Source organism: Streptomyces sp. NBC_00328 (assembly GCF_036139655.1).
Taxonomy (GTDB): Bacteria; Actinomycetota; Actinomycetes; order Streptomycetales; family Streptomycetaceae; genus Streptomyces.
Map to the genome: position 1 here is coordinate 8,865,330 of NZ_CP108013.1, position 18,492 is coordinate 8,883,821.

Here is an 18,492-nt window from a genome sequence, read left to right on the forward strand (position 1 = left end):
GACTGGACGGCGGACGAACGCCCGACCGGGGTGCACGGCGCCCATGACCCGTCATCAGTCTGTCGCATTTGGTAGGGGAAAGCCCGCAAGTCGATTTGGGCTGCCTGTAAACAGAATCAACCATGACCTGTTTGCTTTTGGTCAGCCGCGTCGCAAAAGCCAACACGGCTGATGTGGTCGGGCCGCCCGCCGTTCGCCGGTTCGAGAACCGGGCGAGGCGGTGGGCCCGACGGCTCGCGCCGGTCGTTCTTGCCCTCATTTCTTGGCGTCTGTCGAGACGGTGGACTCCCGGCGTCGATGGTCCGTGACGTGTCGGTCACGTTTCGGGCAAGGCGAGTGCGAGGTCTTGACGCCGTGACGACATGAGGCTGTCATTACGCCCACGTTGTTCGGTCGAGTTGGTTTCTGATCGATTTCCGGCCTCCCCGCCGTCCAGCCTGACCGAACCCTGCCCTCAGGAGCCGTCATGCACCTTCCCCTCTCTGGTCTGTCCGCCCCAACGCCCAGCCGTCGCACCCTCATCCGTGGAATCGGCGGCGCGGTCGCCCTCGGCGCGGGCGTACCCCTGCTGAGCGCCTGCGGCGGCAGCGGCACGGCATCGGACCCCAAGACGGTCACCGTCGGCTCCAACGCGTCCGACGCCGTGCCGAAGAAGGCCTTCGCCGACGTCTACGCGGACTTCAAGAAGCAGTCCGGCATCACGGTCGACGTCAACACCAAGGACCACAACACCTTCCAGGGGCAGATCAACTCGTATCTGCAGGGCACGCCGGACGACGTGTTCAACTGGTTCGCCGGGTACCGGATGCAGTTCTTCGCGGCCAAGAAGCTCGCGACACCGATCGACGACGTGTGGGCGAAGATCGGGGACAACTTCCCCGAGGCGATGAAGAAGCTCAGCAAGGGCGAGGACGGCAAGTACTACTTCGTCCCGATGACGACGTACCCGTGGGCGGTCTTCTACCGCAAGAGCGTGTTCCAGCAGCACGGCTACAAGGTCCCCACCACCTGGGACGAACTGATCGCCCTGTGCAAGCAGATGAAGAAGGACAAGCTGGTCCCCATCGCCTTCGGCGACAAGGACGCCTGGCCCGCGATGGGCACCTTCGACCAGATCAACTTCCGTCTCAACGGCTACGACTTCCACGTGCAGCTCATGGCGGGCAAGGCCTCCTGGACCGACGCCAAGGTCAAGGCCGCCTTCGACCACTGGGCCGAGCTCCTGCCCTACCACCAGGACGGCTTCATGGGCCGCACCTGGCAGGACGCGGCACAGACGCTCGTGGCCAAGAAGGCCGGCATGTACCTCCTCGGCACCTTCGTGGCCCAGCAGTTCACCAAGAAGGAAGACCTGGACGACCTCGACTTCTTCCCCTTCCCGGAGATCAACTCCGCGTACGGCCAGGACACCGTGGAGGCGCCCACCGACGGCCTCATGGTGAGCAAGGCCCCCAAGAACCACGCCGGGGTCCTCAAACTGCTGGAGTACATGGGCAGCCCGGCCGCCGAGGAGCTCTACCTCAAGGGCGACCCGAGCGTGGTGGCCGCCTCCAGCAAGGCCGACACCTCCGCGTACTCGGCGCTCCAGAAGAAGGCGTTCGACATGATCGGGGGCGCCAAGACCCTGACCCAGTTCATGGACCGCGACTCCCGCCCGGACTTCACCGCGACCGTGATGCAGCCCGGACTCCAGAAGTTCCTCCAGAACCCCAAGGGCGTGGACAGCCTGCTGGCGTCGATCGAGCGCCAGAAGAAGCAGATCTTCGCGACCTCGTGAGCGACACCATGACCACCGACACCACGACGAAGTCCCCGGAGGCGGCCAGCGTGCCGCCTCCGGGCGCCGCCTCCGCGCCGAAGCGGGCCGCACGCGGCAAGCGCCGCCTGCTGACCCGCCGTGACCGCTTCACGCTCGCCCTCATGGCGGGCGTGCCCACGGTCCTGCACGTGGCCCTGGTCTGGGTCACCGCCCTCGCCTCCATCGCGCTCGCCTTCACCACCTGGGACGGCATCGGGTTCGACTCGATCAAATGGGTCGGCCTCCAGAACTTCGAGCAACTCTTCAACGACAACCCGCAGTTCTGGCCCGCCGTCCAGCACAACATCATCTGGTTCGTCGTCCTCATCCTGATCCCGACGCCGCTCGGCCTCTTCCTCGCCGTCCAGCTCGACAAGAGGATCCGCTTCAGCCGCGTCTACCAGACCGCGTTCTTCCTGCCGGTCGTCATCTCGATGGCCTGCATCGGCTTCGTCTGGCAGCTCGTCTACAACCCGGACACGGGCCTGATCAACAGCCTCATCGGGGCCAACACGCCCGGCCACTACATCGACTGGATCGGCGACCCCGACCTCAATCTGTGGGCCGTCCTCGTCGCGGCCTCCTGGCGGCACACCGGCTACATGATGATCCTGTACCTGGCCGGCCTCAAGGGCGTCGACCCCTCCCTCAGGGAGGCCTCCGCGCTGGACGGCGCCAACGAGTGGCAGACGTTCAAGAACGTCATCTTCCCCACCCTGCGCCCCACCAACACGGTCGTGCTGGTCGTCACCGTCATCGAGGCCCTGCGCGCCTTCGACCTGGTCTTCGTCTTCAACAAGGGGGCCCAGGGGACCGAGTTGCTCTCGATCCTGGTGACCAACAACATCCTCGGCGAGTCGAGCCGCATCGGTTACGGCTCCGCGATCGCCGTGGTCCTGCTGGTCATCTCGCTCGTCGTGATCGTCCCGTATCTGGTGGCCACCTTCCGGAAGGAGCGGCGACCGTGAGCGCCCCCACCCTCGCCACCGGCGCGCGCAAGCGGCGCGCGCCCGTCCGCCCCGCCCGCGTGCTCCTGCACCTCTTCCTCGCCGGTACCGCCCTGGCCTGGCTCGCCCCGCTGCTGTGGGCGGTCTTCTCGGCCCTGCGCCCGTACGGCGAGACCAGCGACAAGGGCTATGTGTCCTGGCCGGACACGCTGAACCTCGACAACTTCAAGAACGCGTTCGAGCAGTCGGACATGACGCACTACTTCGTCAACACCCTGCTGATCGCGGTGCCGGCCGTGCTGCTCACGCTGTTCCTGTCGTCGATGGTCGCCTTCTACGTCAGCCGCTTCGACTTCCGACTGAACCTCGCGCTGCTGCTGGTCTTCACGGCGGGCAACCTGCTTCCGCAGCAGGTCATCATCACCCCGCTGTACCGGATGTACCTGCTGACCGACCTGCCCGGCATCACGGAGAGCGGCAAGCTGTACGACTCCGCGCTCGGCCTGGTGCTGATCCACGTGGCCTTCCAGTCCGGGTTCTGCGCGTTCGTGCTGAGCAACTACATGCGCTCCCTGCCGGACGAACTGACCGAGGCCGCGCTCGTGGACGGCGCCTCGGTGTGGCGGCTGTACTGGCAGATCACCCTGCCGCTGTGCAAGCCCGCCATGGCGGCCCTCGCGACCCTGCTGTCGATCTGGATCTACAACGACTTCTTCTGGGCCCTCGTCCTGATCTCGACCGGCGAGAACATGCCCATCACCTCGGCCCTGAACAACCTCTCCGGCCAGTACTTCACGGACCCCAACCTGGTCGCCGCCGGCGCCCTGCTCACCGCGATCCCCACACTCGTCGTGTACTTCGCGCTCCAGCGGCAGTTCGTCAGCGGTCTGACCCTCGGCGCCAACAAGAGCTGAGACGACACCACCCGAAAGACTCAGGCGGCTCCACGTGAAAGAGACCGACGTGCCCCAAGCCTTCACCCCCGTAGCCTCCGTACCCGTGGACCCGCGCACCGCACGGGTCCACGAGGAGGGCTGGCAGTCCTGGAGCCCCAGTGGCTCCTACGCCCTCGACGACGCTCCGCACCGCCCGGCGAACGCCAACTGGGCGACCGTCTGCTACCGGCCCGGCCGCACCGCGCCGCCCGCCGGCTTCCAGGGCGAGGGACTGCTCGCGCTGCACCCCGGCGACGGCTCCCCGGTCCGGCTGTGGGCGGCGCCCGACCCGGCCACCTCGGTCCCCTCGATCAGGCTGGCCGTCCACGACGGCCGTGCCGAGATCAGCGCCGACGGCCCGGTCACCGAGTCCTCCTACTCCGGACCGGACGGAATCCAGGGCGCGCTCGCCGCCTGGGCCGACGCCCTCGCGGCACCCGCCCCACGGCCGGCACCCACGGTGTGGTGCTCCTGGTACGAGTACTTCACCGCCGTCACCGAGGACGACATCCACGAGAACCTCCGCGCCATGGACACCCTCGACCTCCCCGTCGACGTCGTCCAGATCGACGACGGCTACCAGAGCGCGCTCGGCGACTGGCTCACCCTCTCCGGCCGCTTCCGCTCCCGCGCGGCCCTCGCCGACGCCATCCGCGCGCGCGGCCGGCGCGCGGGAATCTGGACCGCCCCGTTCCTCGTGGCGCCGCACAGCGAACTCGCCGGCCGGCACCCCGACTGGCTCGTCCGCGACCCGGCGGGCGCACCCCTGCACGCGGGCCACAACTGGAACCACGACCTGTACACCCTCGACGCCACGCACCCCGAGGCCAGGGCCTATCTGACCGACGTCTTCGGCACGCTGCGCGCCGAGGGATACGACTACTTCAAGACCGACTTCCTGTACGCGGGCGCCCTGGACGGCGTACGGCACTCCGGAGCCGACGCGCTGACCGCCTACCGCGACGGAATCGCCCTGATCCGCGAAGCCATCGGCCCCGACGCCCACCTCCTCGGCTGCGGAGCCCCGATCCTCCCGTCCATCGGCCTGTTCGACGCGATGCGGGTCAGCCCCGACACGGCACCGCACCGGCGACCCGAGGCCGACGACTACAGCCAACCCGGCCAGGACGCAGCCGAGTTCACCGGCGCCGGCCGCCAATGGCAGCACCGGCGCCTGTGGATCAACGACCCCGACTGCCTGATGGCCCGGCCCGCCGTCGAGACCCGCGAACGCTGGGCGGCCCATGTCGAGGCCACCGACGGCCTGATGGCCTCCAGCGACCGGCTGCTGTCCCTCGACGAGTGGGGCGTGGCCACCACCCGCCGCCTGCTGTCCCCGGGACACGCGTCGGCCCCGGGAGGAGCCGCATGACCCCCGAACGCACCCTGTCCGTCCCCGGCATCGTCTACGGCGGCGACTACAACCCCGAACAGTGGCCCGAGGAGATCTGGCCCGAGGACATGCGCCTGATGCGCGAGGCCGGCGTCACCATGGTCAGCGTCGGCATCTTCTCCTGGGCGCTCATGGAACCCTCCGAGGGCCGGTACGACTTCACCCGCATGGACCGGCTCCTGGACCTCCTCCACGAGAACGGCATCGCGGCCGACCTGGCCACCCCCACGGCCGCTCCGCCCGCCTGGTTCTTCCGGGCACACCCCGAGGCGCTCCCGGTCGACCGCGACGGCCGGACACTGACCTACGGCAGCAGGCAGACGTTCTGCCCGAGCAGCCCCGCCTACCGCGAGGCCGCCCTGCGCGTCACGACGGCCCTCGCCGAGCGCTACGCCGCCCACCCGGCCGTGGTGATGTGGCACGTCCACAACGAGTACGGCTGCCACAACGCGGCCTGCTACTGCGACATCAGCGCCCGCTCCTTCCGCCGCTGGCTGCGCACCCGCTACGACGACGACCTGGCGGCCCTCAACCACGCCTGGGGCACGACGTTCTGGAGCCAGTGGTACCACGACTGGGAGGAGGTCCTGCCGCCGCGCGCCACCGGCGCCGTCCCCAACCCCACGCACCAGCTCGACTGGCGCCGCTTCTGCTCCGACGAACTGCTGTCGCTGTACACGGCGGAGCGGGACGTCCTGCGCGCGGCCGCCCCGTCGACACCGGCCACCACCAACTTCATGGTGATGGACACCTTCGACGCGCTCGACTACTGGCGGTGGGCCCCGGAACTCGACGTCGTCTCCAACGACCACTACCTGATGTCCACCGATCCGGCCTCCGAGATCGACGTCGCGCTCTGCGGCGACCTGACACGGTCACTGGCCGGCGGACCCTGGCTGCTCATGGAGCACTCCACCGGCGCCGTGAACTGGCAGCCCGTCAACAGAGCCAAAACCCCCGGGGAAATGCGCCGCAACGCCCTCGCCCATGTCGCCCACGGCGCCGACGGCATCGCCTACTTCCAGTGGCGGGCCGCGAGGGCGGGCGCCGAGCAGTGGCACTCGGCGATGCTCCCGCACGCGGGCACGGACAGCCGCATCTGGCAGGACGTCGTCCGCCTCGGCGCCGACCTCAGGGCCCTGGCCGAGGTACGCGGCAGCACGGGCACGGCCGAGGTCGCCATCGTCTGGGACTGGAACGCCCGTTGGGCACTGGAGCTGCCCTCCCAGCCCAGCGGCGACCTCCGGTACAAGGATCTGGTCCGTGCCTGGTACGAGCCGCTGTGGCGGTCCGGCACGGCCGTCGACTTCGTACGCCCGGACGCGGACCTCTCGGCCTACCGCCTGGTCCTCGCCCCGAGCCTGTACCTGGTGGACGAGGCGGGCGCGGCGAACCTGGCCGGCCATGTCGAGAGCGGCGGCACGCTCGCGATCGGCTTCCACAGCGGCGCCGTCGACGAGAACTGCCACATCAGACTGGGCGGTTACCCGGGAGCGTTCCGCGAGATCCTCGGCGTCCGCGGCGACGAACTCTTCCCCCTGCTCCCCGGCGAGTCGGCCGGCCTGACCGGCCAGGTGCCCCCGGGCGCCACGGCCACCCTGTGGTCGGAGCGGGTACGCCTGAACGGCGCCGAGGCGGTCGCCACGTACACGGACGGACCCCTGGCCGGCGTCCCGGCGGTGACGCGGAACACCCACGGACAGGGCACCGCCTGGTACATGGCGACCCTTCCCGACGCGGACACGCTCACCGCCCTGCTGGACCGCGTCCGCGCCGAGGCAGGGGTCTCCGGCGCCGGTGACACACCACCGGGAGTGGAGACCGTCCGCCGGCGCGGCCGGGACGCCGACTACGTGTTCCTCATCGACCACGCGGGCCGAGGCGCGGAGATCCCCGTCCCGCCGGGCGCCACCGAACTCCTCACCGGCAAAACCCTGTCGGGCTCGGTGAGGGTCGATCCCGGCGAGATCGCGGTGGTACGGGAGCCGCGTGCGGCGGGCGTGTAGCCCATGGACGGTGACGGTCGGTGGCGGGGGCGGATCCAGGCCGGCCCCGCCACCGACCGTCACGCCGGGACGTGGGCCGAGGAGCAGCCGGCGGGTCCCCGGTCAGTCGGGCGGCGGCAGCAGCGGGCCCAGGGGACCGAGGTCGAGGTTGAGGTCCTCCATGGTCAGACCGTGAGTCGCGCACAGGTCCCTCATCCGGTCGTGCAGGACCATGAGCGTCGCGCCCAGCCGCTCCTCGTCCTCCTCGCTGAGATCACCCTGGTCGACCCGGCGCAGCGCCTGCCGTTCCATGACCTGACGCAGCAGTTCGACCAGCGTCAGAACCAGCCGCAGAAGGTCGCGCTCGACCGTGTCCGGGTCCGTGTTGATCCGCCCGGCCGCGGCACGACCCCGCGCACCCGGCCGCTGCCGGTCCGAGGGCTCGGCCGGCAGCAGCCGGAAGGCCCGTGCCGCGGCCTCCGCCGCCTCTTCCAGGGGATCCGCGGCGCCCGGGGTGCCGTCGTCGTCAGCCGTCATCTCCGCCTCGCGGGGGAGCGGACTGTTCCCAGGGCGACGGGTTCTCCGCGCTGACGGACACGATCAGGGCGCGCAGCGAGATCCGCACGAGATCGATGTCGGCGACGGACAGCACCACGTCACCGGTCAGGACCACCCCTCCGGCGAGCAGCCGGTCCAGCAGGTCGATGAGCGCGACCTGACGGCCCGGCAGCGGTTCCAGAGCGGTCGAACGGCCGGGCCCGGTCATGGCCCGACACCCCGGACAGAGTCGTCCCCGCCGTCCGTGTCGCCGGGGGCGTTCGTGTCGGTCACGGGCATCGCGAAGGAGTACGGCGCCCACGGGCCCGTGACCTCGACGCGGATCCCCGCCAGTCCCTGGCCCGCGCGGGCGACTTCGGCGCGGAAGGCCTCGCCGCGCCCGCGGGGCACCAGAAAGGCGTCGTTGAACACGTTCTCGCCCGCGTCGCCGGCCAGGGCACCTTGCTGGGGCCGGTGCGCCGCCCGGTCGGTCGCGTACGCGCGTGCCACGTTCCCCACACGCTCGGCCGCCTCCTGGGCCGCCCGGTGGACGGCCTCCCGGTCGCCGCGCTGTCGTCTTCGGGCACTCAGGTAGGCACGCCCCGGCGAGATGTCCGCCGACGGGGATTCCGGGGCCGCCGGGGTGGGAGGGGCGGTCGCCTCGACATAGATCTTCACTCCCCATTCGACCTGGTCGGCCAGGTGATCCAGGCGCTCGGCGAACAGCCGTACCGCGGAGCGCAGCATGTCGCGCGCACTGCTGTCGTCGCGGTAGACGGTCGCCAGCCGCAGCGGCAGCGCCGGAGCGCGGGCCACGACTTCCTCGACGATCGCGTGGTGCGCCCGTGCGACCGCCTCCAGCCAGGCCAGGTCCTCCAGGTGCCGTCTGAGCCCCTCCTCACGGAAGTCCGCCGCCGGTACCGGACTCACCACGAGAACGATGTCCGCGTCGCCGTGCTCCTTCCCGCCTTCGGCGATCAGGTGTACCGGGGCGCCGGCCACTCCCGTGAGTCCGGTGAGGGACTGTGGCAGATCCGGGTGCGCGCGTGCCACGGCGTACGCGTAGGTGACCGGTTCACTCGTACTCGTCGTCATCGCGATCAGCTCTTCGGCGGGTGGTGCCGTGCGGTTCCGCGTCCACCTCGGGGATGCCCCTGTCCCGGCGCAGCGCGTTCAACTCGGCGCGCAGCCTGCGGTTCTGTTCGGCGAGCGATCGCTCGTCCCCGGCGCCCGACGTGAGCGACGGGTCGTGCTCCCACCAGTCGATGCCCATTTCCCTGGCCTTGTCGACCGAGGCGACGAGCAACCGGATCTTGATGGTGAGCAGTTCGATGTCGAGGAGGTTGATCCGGATGTCGCCCGCGATCACGATGCCTTTGTCGAGGACGCGTTCCAGGATGTCGGCGAGACTGGCGGAGGACCCCTGCGCGTACGGCGGAGCGGCTCGGGACGGATAGTCGCCCAGGCGGTTGGAGAGCGGTTGACTCACGACGCTGGCCTCGAGTTCTCTCGGATCCGGTCGGGGTTCGTTCGGGGAGACCGGGCCGGTCAGGGCGGTCCGCCCCGTTCGTGGATCCTGATCTCCTCCAGCCGGTCGAGCAGTTGGTCCTCGATCCGGTCGAACGTCTCCTCGTCGATCTCGCCCGCGTTCAACTGCCTTTCCAGCTCGGCGAGTTGAAGCCGTATCGGTGCCGGGTCGTAATACTCGTTCTCGGCGGCCTCCAGGACCCTGTCCATCACCCAGGCGACCCCGCGCACGGGCGCCAGGGGAAGCGTGACGAGTTGTGTGAACAGTCCCATGACATCTCCATCAGCTGAAGCTGTACGGGGGGAGCGGACCGTTGAGCCGGAATTCGAACCCCTCGCCCATCTGGTGCGCGAGACTCAGTTCCGTGGCGAGGAAGAGCTCGTCCTGGTCGTCGCTCACCAGAAACGAGACGCTGAGGAAGTCCGTTCCGGCGGGCGGAGAGGAGTCGATCTCCCGGGCGAACGGGCGGAGCGCCTCGATCACGCCCGACGCCAGTGCCTCCTGGCGGGCACGCACCTCGTTGGCGACCAGCTCGCCGAGCCGCACGGCCGCGTCGGGGGGCGCCGCGCCGTCGCGGATGGCGTCGTTGAGCTGCCGGGCCGTCTCCGACTGCGCGAGGATCTCCCGCAGCAGCATCTCCTCGTCCTGCGACGCCTTCAGGTTGTACTCGGCGCAGTTCTCCAACCGGTGCAGGCGTTCGGCGTACTCGTCGCCGCGCTCCTCCAGCGCCTCCCTGACCGCGTCCTCGTCCGGGGCGGTGTAGCCGAACCTGAGGGGCAGCACGGTGCCGTCCGCCAGCAGACTCTGCTGGATCTCCTGGTGCCGGCCGATGTCTCTGCGTTTAGGACGCAGTTCCTCCGGCGAGTCGCTCACGACCGCGCAGAGCGGGCCCGCGGTCACCGTGCGCAGCGGGGAGGGCGAGGCGCCGACCCCGTCGAGACCGTCGAGCCGCAGCGGATGGTCCTTGAACGTGATCGAGTAGATGTATACGGCCATGGCTCACTCCTCCGCGCGAGACGCGCTTCTCTCCCGCCGGGGGGAGCGCCGGGCCGGCCGCCGCCGTCGCTGCACCGGCTCTTCCTCCGTCTCCTCTTCTTCCTCCGGCTCCTCCGTCTCCGGCTCGTCCTCCTCCTCGTCGTCGCTGTCCTTGCCCGTCACTCCCCGGATGGTTTCGGTGACCGCTTCGGCGGCGCCGCTGAGGGCTCCCTTGGACTTGCCCCGCGCGCCGGATTCAACGGAGTCGCCGACGAGGTCGGTGAGCTGGGCCGGTGACTTGTTGCCGGATTCCAGATCGAGACGGTTGCAGGCTTCCGCGAAGCGCAAATAGGTGTCGACACTGGCCACGACGATGCGTGCGTCGATCTTCAGGATCTCGATGCCCACGAGGGACACCCGGACGAAGACGTCGATCACGAGCCCGCGGTCGAGAATGAGTTCCAGAACGTCGTAGAGGTTGCCGGATCCGCCGCCCTGGGCGAGGCCGCTGCCACTCTGCGGCACCACACTCATGGTGCCTCCCTTCACCGGCAGTGATGACTCAGCGCCGGTCGATCTGTCCACGCGTATAGCGGCGCTTCCTCTCGTAGGCCACCAGGTCGCCCTTCTTGTCCAGGGTCACTCGGTAGGTGGCCATCACGCTGGTGGTCTCGGGGACGCGCTCCAACTCGAGTACCTCCACATCCGCCTCCCAACCGTCGTCCGTGGGTTTGATCGCGGAAACGGATTCGGGGGCTCGGCCGAGCAACGAGCCGAGTTGCTTCACCGCCTCACGGATGGCCCGGGCGGGGCCTCCGGAGCGTGATGGGGCCGCACTGTCACCGGCGGGCCGCCGGCGCGCGGTACCGCGGTCGGCGCTCGGTCGCCGTTTGGCGGGTTCTGCTGCGGCCATGGTGTCTCCGGTCATCGAAACGGACGCCGTATTCCCATGTAAGTAAGCAATCTCATCATATATGGGGTACTTGGAGCGTCAGATGTGGACAGCCTTCTCCGAGCCGGCCCGGTGGAGCACGCGGGCAGAGGGGGAGGCGGGGTCGCGTGGTCGGAAGGGAACGGGTTCATGAAGGTGACGACCAAGATTGCCCTGGCCGCGGCTGTCGCCGGGGGCTATCTGCTCGGACGTATGAAGAAGGGCCGCCTCACGTTCGCGGTGGCCACCTGTCTCGCCGGGCGCCGATTCGGACTCGATCCACAGCAGTTGGCCACGGAAGGGCTCAAGCGTCTCTCGGCGGTCCCGGCTGTCGCGGAGCTCCAGGAACAGGTACGGGGCGAACTGATGAACGCAGGCCGCCAGGCCCTGGCGGCTACTGCTCCGGTTGAGGAGACGCCTGCCAAGAAGACGGCCGCAGAGAAGACCTCGCCCCCGGCGAAGAAGACAGCAGCGAAGAAGACGGCAGCGAAGAAGGCTGCGGCCAAGAAGACCACGGCTGAGAGATCCCCCGCGAAGAAGTCCGACGTGAAGAAGGCGCCCGCGAAGAAGTCCGCCGCGAAGAGATCTTCGTCCGGAACAGCCAAGAGCGCTTCCGGACGCCGGAGGTAGGGCCATGGCCACCAAAGAGCGTGACAAGGCTGGACGTCGGCGCGCCTCCGTCAGGTCTCGTCCTCCATGCGGATCACCCGCCTGAGATCCTCATGCGCCTTGCCGGGGGTACCTTCCCGCGCCTCCAGCAGCGCCGAGGCGATGGCGTCCAGCTTGCGCTGGATCGCCCGCTCGGACCGGAGCTCGGAGTTCTTCAGCAGTGCCAGGAGCAGCAGCGTCACCGCGGTCATCGCGTCGCCGGCGAGAAGGAGCCATTCCCCGGCGAGGCCGGCGATGTGGACGGCGACCGTCAGGGCGACCAGTCCGACGCAGAACGCGAAGAAGACGGGCGAGCTGGTGAACCTCGACCCGGACTCGGCGAGCCGCTCGAACCCGCCGCGTTCGTCGCCACCGCGGTCGGCGGGATGCTGAAAGGCCATGGTCAGTGCTTGGTCCACTGACGCACCCGCGTCGTGGCCTTCTCCGTCACCTCCTGCGCCTTGCCCCGAAGTTGCTCACGCCGGCCCGCCCTCTGGACCGACGTGTCGCCCAGCGCCTTCCCGACGGACTCCTTCACCTTGCCCTTGATCTGCTTGGCCTTCGCGTTGCCCTGGAACATCATCGCCACCGTCCTCCGGGTGCGCGCCGTGCCGCGACGCGGCGGGTCACTCATCCCCTTCTCACCGTGTGACCTGGCGGGCGGCACCGCAAACCGGCCACGTCGGGGCCACGTCCGCCACGTCGTGCGGCCCGGCCGGTTTCCCCGCGCGACTGAGGGGGACCCGATGCGGAAAGCCCGGAACCGCGAAAGGGACCGGATCCGATGGATCCGGACACGGTGGGAGCCGGGTCCGGACAGAGAAGTGATGAGAAGGAGCCATGGCTGCCGATATCGGGACCAGGAGCACCCAGCGACCGGAGACGGGATGGGCGAAGGCACGTCGTCGGCGGCAGACCGGGCCGAGGACCTGTCTTCCGGCGACGGCCGGCGCGTCGGCCCGCCAGGACCGGACCGCCCCCGAGTGGAACATCGTCAGGGGTGAGGACTGACCGGCCGTCACTTCTCCGTCCGGGGCCGCGCCGTCACGGGTGAACCTCAGGAGGCGGAGTCCGTCTTGGAGCGCAGCCGGCGGATCTCGTCCTCCGGGGGACGGCGCTGACCCTCGTCCACCAGGCGCTCGGGCATGTCGTCGTCCGGGATCAGGTGAACGGCCTCCTGCTCGGCGGGGTCGGGTCCGCCGTCGGCCCCGACGTCCTCGGCGATCATGTCGTGCTCGGCGTCCTCATGGGCGCCCACGTCGAGGGCCAGGATCCTTTCCGCGGGATCCGTGTCCACCTCGTCGGCCAGGAGCTCGTCTCCGTCGGCCGCCAGGTCGTCCTCGCCGTCGTCCTCACCGGGGTCCCGCAGGGCCGGATCCGTCCGTTCCTCGGCCAGCTTCTCGTCCAGGCTCTCCCCCTCGCGCTGTTCACGCGCCGTGGTGCCCGGATGGTCCACCGCGAGCGGGCGCTCGGGCGGGGACCACCCGTCGTCGAAGGGGTCCGAGCCCCGGTATTCCAGGGTGTCCTCGGGGTCGAGGATGCCTTCGTCCTCGCGTATGTCGGGACCTCCCGGCTGGTAGACCTCATCACCCATGACGCCGTCCTCGCTCTGGCTGCCCAAGACGGGCGCGACCTCCGGACGGATCCGAGTGTCATCGGCCCATGTCTCCAGGCTCACCCAGTACACCGGTTCCGGCATGCCGGAACGGCACGCGATCACAGAGAGTCACTGGAAACGAGGTGATGATTCTCGATCTCCACGTTTGGTATCCGAGGGAAGGGTCACTCGACGAGTCGACACTCGAAGCCGATCGTGATGGGAAGTGAGACATCGTGAGTGGCGAGCAGAAGGCCAAGGCCAAGATGGAACAGGCCAAGGGCAAGACGAAGGAAGCGGCCGGGCGCGCCGTGGGCAACGAGCGGATGACCGCCGAGGGCCGGGCCGAAAAGGCCAAGGGCGACGCGCGGGAGGCCAAGGAGAAGACGAAGGACGTCTTCAAGGGCTGAGAAGGACTGATGGGGCTGAACTGAACCGCCGAAGATCTGAAAGGGCCGATCGCTCAGGTCCCGGGGAGTCGGCGCGGCCGCCAGGCCAACCACGTGGGGCCCGTTCCGGGGAACGGGCCCCACGGTCATGCACGCGTCCGGCACGGTCATGGCCCCGCCGGGAGCCCGGGACGGTCAGCCGCTCCGGAGCGACGCGTCGGGCCGATGACCGCGGCAAACGCCTTGACCGCGGCGACACCCACCGTCATCGGCCCCGACCGCGCCCGGCGAGACTCCGACGCTCATGGCCACCGGCCAAGACCTCGTGTTGCCCCACGCCCCCGCGGGCCGAAGATGGTGGGGGTGGCGGAGAGGAGTCCCCGGCGTGGAACTGGACGCGCAGGCAGAGGGGCGAGGGGACCGCGCGCAGGGGCCGGCCGAGGGAGCCGATCCGCGGCGGTGGCGCGCCCTGTGGGTCACCCTGACCGCCGGGTTCATGAGCCTGCTCGACGTCACCATCGTCGCCGTCGCGCTGCCCTCCATGCAGCGCGCCCTGCACGCCTCCGCCCCGTCGATCCAATGGGTCGTCTCCGGTTACGCCCTCACCTTCGCGCTGGTTCTCGTGACGGCCGGACGCCTGGGCGACGCGATCGGCCGACGGCGGATCTTCCTGCTCGCCCTCGCCGCCTTCGTCCTGTGCAGCGCCGCGGCCGGCGCCGCGCCGACGATCACTCTCCTCGTCGTGGCGCGACTGGCCCAGGGCGCGGCCGCCGGGTGCCTGGCACCGCAGAACTCCGCCCTCATCCAGCAGCTGTTCCGGGGAGCCGAGCGGGGGCGGGCGTTCGGGCTCTTCGGTGCCACCGTCGGCATCTCCAGCGCGGTGGGCCCCGTCATCGGCGGCCTGATCCTGATGCTCGCCGACGGGCCCCAGGGCTGGCGCTGGATCTTCTACGTGAACGTGCCGGTCGGAGCAGTCGCCTTCCTGCTGGGCCTGCGGCTGCTGCCCAAGGTCGCTCCGCGTCGCCGGGAACGGCTCGATCTGCGGGGCGTCCTGCTGCTCGGCTGCGGGGTGCTCGCCCTGATGGTTCCCCTGATCCTGGCCGAGTCCGGCGGCGTACGAAGGCTGTGGTGGCTCTTCCCGCTGGGGGCGGGCCTCCTCGCGGTGTTCGCCGGGTGGGAGCGGCGCCTGACGGCGGTCGGCGGGCAGCCGCTCCTGGATCCGCGCCTGGTGACGAGCACGCGAGGCTACGCGGCCGGAGCGGTCATCGCCGCCCTGTACTTCGTGGGGTTCAGCGGCGTGTGGCTGGTGTTCGCGCTGTACTTCCAGAACGGTGAGGGCTTCTCCCCGCTGCGCTCGGGGCTCGCGGTGACCCCCTTCGCCATCGGTTCGGCCGCGGCGGCCGTGGTGGCCGGACGGCTCGTCGAGCGGCTGGGCCGGCTCCTGACCGTCTGCGGTCTGGCCGCCGTCGCCCTGGGGCTGGGCGGTGCCGTGCTGATCCTGTGCCTCGCACCCGGGGATCCGGCCGTGTGGTACTCGGCTCCGGCCCTGTTCCTCGGCGGGCTGGGCAGCGGCTGCGTCATCTCACCGAACGTCACGATGACGCTCCGGGACGTGCCGGTGCGGATGGCGGGCGCGGCCGGCGGCGCCCTGCAGACGGCCCAGCGGCTGGGCGGCGCGGTCGGTACGGCGGCGCTGCCGGGACTCTTCTACATGGTGCTCGGCACGGGACGGCACGACTTCCGCTCCGCCCTGGCGATCGCCGTGGGCTCCGGGATCGTGGCCGTCCTGTGCGCCCTCGTCCTGGCTGTTCACGACTGGCTGCGCGACCGTGAGCCCCGGCCACCGCGCCGCCGTTCCAGGACGCCGCACGAACACACCCACGTGAGTCGGCCCTGAGGCACATATGTGGGAACCCGGCCGCGTGGAAGGCCGTGCCGTCGGCCATGCTCACAGTCGTCGCACAGCGGCCGAAAAGTTGTGACGGGCGGATGAACTCCCAGTAGGCAATGGCAAGTTCAAGCCGAAGTCTTGTCCTCTCCATGACAAGGTCATCAGGTCGATGTCACTCTGCTGTCGACCAGGCACGCTTCGTGCACACGCTGGTGCCCTCACCCCCTCCGGCTCACCCCCTCCGCATCGTCCCCTTCCAGCGCACCCGCACCCCGACGATTCACGCGCCGCCGACTCCGCGAGCGCCTTCGTGCGGCAGTCACTGCGGCGCTGCTTCCCGCCCGGCTCACCACGGACCGGCCGTATCCGACGGTCGGCCCGCCCGGGCCACCCCCCTCGCAGATGGAGATGACCTTGAACCGGCAACCCCCCTCCGCCCGTCGGCGCAGACGCGCAACTGTCCTCGCCCTCACGGCCGCGAGCTCGTTACTGGCGCTCGCCGTCCGCCCGGCTCCCGCGTCCGCGGCCCCCGCTGATCCGCCGGCTGCCAGGGCCGTCGCCCGGATCGTCGCCGAGCCCAGGTCCGGCGCCCGCCAGGTTCCGCTGTCGCCCGCCCGGCGTGCAGCGCTGGTCGAGAGCGCGGGAGCGGCGGCGGGTGCCACCGCGAAGCGGCTCGGCCTCGGCGCCCGGGAACGACTCGTCGTCAAGGACGTCTCCAAGGACGCGGACGGTACGACCCATACGCGATACGAGCGCACCTACGCGGGACTGCCGGTGCTCGGCGGCGATCTGGTCGAGCACCTGAGGAGCGGCCGGAGCACCGTGTCCGAGGCCGGCCGGGCCGCCATCGCGGTGCCGAGCGTCAAGCCCAGGATCTCCGCCGGTGACGCCGCGGCCAGGGCCCTCGCGGTGGGACGAGCGGCGGCCGTCCGGCGAGCGGGCGTCGACGGGGCACCCCGGCTCGTCGTCTGGGCCGCAGGCACCCGCCCGGTCCTCGCCTGGGAATCGGTGATCGACGGCGTCCAGCGCGACGGCACACCGAGCGAGCTGCACGTCATCACCGACGCCGCCTCCGGCAAGGTCGCCTCCCGGTACCAGGGGGTCGACACGGGCACGGGGACGGGCCAGTACGTCGGGACGGTGCCGCTCTCCACCACCCCGTCCGGATCGTCGTACCAACTGGTCGACGGCGACCGCGCCGGCCATCGCACCTACGACCTCAACCAGGGAACCTCCGGCACCGGGACCCTGTTCACGGACGACAACGATGTCTGGGGCACCGGCGCCCAGAGCGACCGGCAGACCGCCGGTGTCGACGTCGCCTACGGAGCGGCCGCGACCTGGGACTACTACAAGGACGTCTTCGGCCGCAACGGGATCCGCAATGACGGTGTGGCCGCCTACAGCCGGGCCCACTACGGCAACAACTACGTCAACGCCTTCTGGCAGGACAGCTGCTTCTGCATGACCTACGGCGACGGCGCGAGCAACACGCACCCCCTGACGGCCCTGGATGTCGCCGCCCACGAGATGAGCCACGGGGTGACCGCGGCCACCGCCAACCTCACCTACTCGGGGGAGTCCGGCGGTCTCAACGAGGCGACGTCGGACATCTTCGCCGCGGCCGTGGAGTTCCACGAGAACCTCGCGGCCGACGTGCCCGACTACCTGGTCGGCGAGAAGATCGACATCCGCGGCACCGGCGCGCCGCTGCGCTACATGGACAAGCCCTCCAAGGACGGTTCCTCCCGGGACTACTGGGACTCCTCGCTGGGCGGCATCGACGTCCACTACTCCTCGGGACCGGCGAACCACTTCTTCTACCTGCTCTCCGAGGGGAGCGGCGCGAAGACCGTCAACGGGGTGTCGTACGACAGTCCGACCCATGACGGTCTTCCGGTGGCCGGCATCGGCATCGAGAACGCCGCCCGGATCTGGTACCGCGCGCTGACGACGTACATGACGTCCACGACCGGCTACGCCGGTGCCAGGACCGCGACCCTGCGAGCCGCGGGCGATCTCTTCGGGGCCTACAGCCCCACCTATCTCGCCGTCGCCGACGCCTGGGCGGGCATCAACGTCGGTGACCGCATCGCCCTGGGTGTCAACGTCGCCCCGGTCGCCGACCAGACCTCGGGGGTTGGCCAGCAGGTGTCCCTCCAGGTGAACGCGTACACCACCAACACCGACGCGAGCCTCGCCTACACGGCCACCGGACTGCCGGAGGGCCTGTCCATCGGTGACACCGGACTGGTCTCCGGGATCCCCGTCACCCCGGGGACCAGCGACACGACGGTCACCGTGACCGACAGCACCGGCGCGGCGGTGTCGGTGGCCTTCCACTGGCGGATCGCGTACGTCTACGCCAACAGCACCCGGGTCGACATCCCCGACGTCGGTCCGGCGGTCGAGTCGCCCGTCACGATCACGGGCCGGCCCGGCAACGCCTCGGCGACCACCGAGGTCTACGTCAACATCGTGCACACCTACCGCGGTGACCTGACGGTCGATCTGGTCGGCCCCGACGGCACCGTCTACTCGCTGCTGAACCGCAGCGGGGGCTCGGCCGACAACGTGGACCAGACGTTCACGGTGGACGCCTCCGCGCAGCCGGTCGACGGCACGTGGAAGCTGCGGGTCCGCGACCTCGCGTCGATCGACGTGGGTTACATCCAGGAGTGGAGGATCACCCCCTGATCCTCCACTGACCCGTGCCCGTCCGGACCGCCTCGCGGACCGGACGGGCGAGCTGTCCCCGCCGAGTGTCCGGGGGCGTCCGCCGTCACAACGGCGCGACGCCCCAGGGCACTCGGCTTCTTTCTGCCCTCGATCACGTTCCGCCGCGGTCCCTTCGCGCTTTCCGGGCCTTCAGGGCCTTCCGTGTCCTCCGCGCCTTCAAGCCTTGACGGATCCGGGCGGCCTCCCGCCTGTCCGCGCA

20 protein-coding genes are annotated in these 18,492 nt (G+C 70.1%); 9 read left to right on the forward strand and 11 right to left on the reverse strand.

The features are described from left to right. Positions 1-466: 466 nt before the first annotated feature. Genes OG485_RS38915 through OG485_RS38935 form a run of 5 tightly spaced genes read left to right on the forward strand, consistent with a single transcriptional unit; the run spans position 467 to position 7,079 of the window. Positions 467-1,777: an ABC transporter substrate-binding protein gene (locus tag OG485_RS38915; RefSeq protein WP_328673311.1), complete on the forward strand. Its 1,311-nt coding sequence runs from the start codon at positions 467-469 to the stop codon at positions 1,775-1,777. A gap of 8 nt (positions 1,778-1,785) precedes the next feature. Beyond that, positions 1,786-2,766 (forward strand): carbohydrate ABC transporter permease, encoded by a 981-nt coding sequence (locus OG485_RS38920; protein WP_328674815.1) that lies wholly within the window; start codon positions 1,786-1,788, stop codon positions 2,764-2,766. Then, a complete protein-coding gene (locus tag OG485_RS38925) occupies positions 2,763-3,659 on the forward strand; it encodes a carbohydrate ABC transporter permease (protein ID WP_328673312.1) in 897 nt (298 codons plus the stop codon). Before OG485_RS38920 ends, OG485_RS38925 begins: the two co-directional genes overlap by 4 nt. Before the next feature lie 49 nt (positions 3,660-3,708). Continuing rightward, on the forward strand, positions 3,709-5,052 hold the full coding sequence (locus OG485_RS38930) for a glycoside hydrolase family 36 protein (RefSeq protein WP_328673313.1): 1,344 nt from the start codon (positions 3,709-3,711) through the stop codon (positions 5,050-5,052). Further along, the gene (locus OG485_RS38935; RefSeq protein ID WP_328673314.1) at positions 5,049-7,079 is read left to right on the forward strand and encodes a beta-galactosidase; all 2,031 of its coding nucleotides are present in this window, start codon (positions 5,049-5,051) and stop codon (positions 7,077-7,079) included. The genes OG485_RS38930 and OG485_RS38935 overlap by 4 nt, the downstream gene beginning before the upstream one ends. Before the next feature lie 102 nt (positions 7,080-7,181). On the opposite strand, the gene OG485_RS38940 is transcribed toward OG485_RS38935, so the two are convergent. From OG485_RS38940 to OG485_RS38975, 8 genes are read right to left on the reverse strand one after another with little or no spacing between them, the layout of a single operon-like run. Further along, entirely contained in the window at positions 7,182-7,595 is a 414-nt protein-coding gene (locus tag OG485_RS38940; protein ID WP_328673315.1) for a gas vesicle protein K, read from the reverse strand. Continuing rightward, entirely contained in the window at positions 7,585-7,824 is a 240-nt protein-coding gene (locus OG485_RS38945) for a gas vesicle protein (RefSeq protein ID WP_328673316.1), read from the reverse strand. Before OG485_RS38945 ends, OG485_RS38940 begins: the two co-directional genes overlap by 11 nt. Beyond that, positions 7,821-8,690 carry a GvpL/GvpF family gas vesicle protein gene (locus tag OG485_RS38950; RefSeq protein WP_328673317.1) on the reverse strand — a complete coding sequence of 290 codons (870 nt, stop codon included), beginning with the start codon at positions 8,688-8,690 and terminating at the stop codon, positions 7,821-7,823. The genes OG485_RS38945 and OG485_RS38950 overlap by 4 nt, the downstream gene beginning before the upstream one ends. Next, positions 8,671-9,084 carry a gas vesicle protein gene (locus tag OG485_RS38955; protein ID WP_328444896.1) on the reverse strand — a complete coding sequence of 138 codons (414 nt, stop codon included), beginning with the start codon at positions 9,082-9,084 and terminating at the stop codon, positions 8,671-8,673. Before OG485_RS38955 ends, OG485_RS38950 begins: the two co-directional genes overlap by 20 nt. Before the next feature lie 59 nt (positions 9,085-9,143). Continuing rightward, positions 9,144-9,395 (reverse strand): gas vesicle protein GvpG, encoded by a 252-nt coding sequence (locus OG485_RS38960; RefSeq protein WP_326783828.1) that lies wholly within the window; start codon positions 9,393-9,395, stop codon positions 9,144-9,146. A 10-nt stretch (positions 9,396-9,405) separates the two neighbouring features. Further along, positions 9,406-10,119: a GvpL/GvpF family gas vesicle protein gene (locus OG485_RS38965; protein WP_328673320.1), complete on the reverse strand. Its 714-nt coding sequence runs from the start codon at positions 10,117-10,119 to the stop codon at positions 9,406-9,408. Between the two features lie 3 nt (positions 10,120-10,122). After that, the gene (locus OG485_RS38970; RefSeq protein WP_328673322.1) at positions 10,123-10,632 is read right to left on the reverse strand and encodes a gas vesicle structural protein GvpA; all 510 of its coding nucleotides are present in this window, start codon (positions 10,630-10,632) and stop codon (positions 10,123-10,125) included. A gap of 28 nt (positions 10,633-10,660) precedes the next feature. Beyond that, positions 10,661-11,011 (reverse strand): gas vesicle protein GvpO, encoded by a 351-nt coding sequence (locus OG485_RS38975; RefSeq protein ID WP_328673324.1) that lies wholly within the window; start codon positions 11,009-11,011, stop codon positions 10,661-10,663. 168 nt (positions 11,012-11,179) lie between these two features. Here OG485_RS38975 and OG485_RS38980 point away from each other — a divergent pair, with 168 nt between their 5' ends. Next, positions 11,180-11,659, forward strand: a complete 480-nt coding sequence (locus OG485_RS38980; RefSeq protein WP_328673326.1) for a hypothetical protein — start codon at positions 11,180-11,182, stop codon at positions 11,657-11,659. 50 nt (positions 11,660-11,709) lie between these two features. On the opposite strand, the gene OG485_RS38985 is transcribed toward OG485_RS38980, so the two are convergent. The 3 genes from OG485_RS38985 to OG485_RS38995 all read right to left on the reverse strand — a co-directional run bounded on the left by OG485_RS38985 (position 11,710) and on the right by OG485_RS38995 (position 13,376). Next, positions 11,710-12,078, reverse strand: a complete 369-nt coding sequence (locus tag OG485_RS38985) for a low affinity iron permease family protein (RefSeq protein WP_328673328.1) — start codon at positions 12,076-12,078, stop codon at positions 11,710-11,712. 2 nt (positions 12,079-12,080) lie between these two features. Further along, a complete protein-coding gene (locus tag OG485_RS38990; RefSeq protein ID WP_328673330.1) occupies positions 12,081-12,311 on the reverse strand; it encodes a CsbD family protein in 231 nt (76 codons plus the stop codon). Between the two features lie 423 nt (positions 12,312-12,734). Beyond that, positions 12,735-13,376, reverse strand: a complete 642-nt coding sequence (locus OG485_RS38995; RefSeq protein ID WP_328673333.1) for a DUF5709 domain-containing protein — start codon at positions 13,374-13,376, stop codon at positions 12,735-12,737. Between the two features lie 134 nt (positions 13,377-13,510). On the opposite strand from OG485_RS38995, the gene OG485_RS39000 reads away from it, so the two are divergent. The 3 genes from OG485_RS39000 to OG485_RS39010 all read left to right on the forward strand — a co-directional run bounded on the left by OG485_RS39000 (position 13,511) and on the right by OG485_RS39010 (position 18,251). Next, positions 13,511-13,684, forward strand: a complete 174-nt coding sequence (locus OG485_RS39000) for a CsbD family protein (protein WP_328673335.1) — start codon at positions 13,511-13,513, stop codon at positions 13,682-13,684. A gap of 370 nt (positions 13,685-14,054) precedes the next feature. Further along, positions 14,055-15,560, forward strand: a complete 1,506-nt coding sequence (locus tag OG485_RS39005; protein ID WP_328674816.1) for an MFS transporter — start codon at positions 14,055-14,057, stop codon at positions 15,558-15,560. A gap of 402 nt (positions 15,561-15,962) precedes the next feature. Next, positions 15,963-18,251 carry a M4 family metallopeptidase gene (locus OG485_RS39010; RefSeq protein ID WP_328674817.1) on the forward strand — a complete coding sequence of 763 codons (2,289 nt, stop codon included), beginning with the start codon at positions 15,963-15,965 and terminating at the stop codon, positions 18,249-18,251. Positions 18,252-18,492: the final 241 nt, after the last annotated feature.